Genomic DNA, 411 nt, shown 5'->3' with positions numbered 1-411 from the left:
CCCCGGCACGTCCCGGTCCACGCGGAACGCGAGGACGCCGCCCGCGCCGAGGAGCTCGCGCGGGCGGCGCTGGGGGACGCGGCGTACGAGGCGGCGCATGCCGAGGGCGGCGGCCTCACGATGGAGGAGGCCGCCGCCCTCTACTGACCCGCCCCCCGTACGGGGCCCGGTCCGGGACGCGATCCGGAACGGACCGTCCGCCCGGATCAGGTCTTCTGGCGGAACTTGCGCACCGCGAGCGGCATGAGGACCGCGGTGATCGCCACCGACCAGGCCAGGGTGATCCACACCGAGTGGCCCAGCGGCGTGCCGTTCATCAGGCCGCGCGCCGCGTCGGCGAGGTTCGACAGCGGGTTGTAGTCGGTGAAGGCCTGGAGCCAGCCCGGCATGGTCGTCGGCTTGGCGAAGATC

1 protein-coding gene is annotated in these 411 nt (G+C 74.5%); it reads right to left on the bottom strand.

Annotated features, from left to right (window positions below):
* Positions 1–206: 206 nt before the first annotated feature.
* Positions 207–411, bottom strand: a 205-nt coding sequence (locus VR44_RS08425) for an ABC transporter permease (RefSeq protein WP_045946769.1), incomplete at its 5' end; no start/stop codon positions are given.

Source organism: Streptomyces katrae (assembly GCF_000966975.1).
Taxonomy (GTDB): Bacteria; Actinomycetota; Actinomycetes; order Streptomycetales; family Streptomycetaceae; genus Streptomyces; species Streptomyces katrae.
The sequence above is the reverse complement of the archived record's forward strand: the minus strand, read 5'-3'. Positions and strand labels throughout refer to the sequence as shown.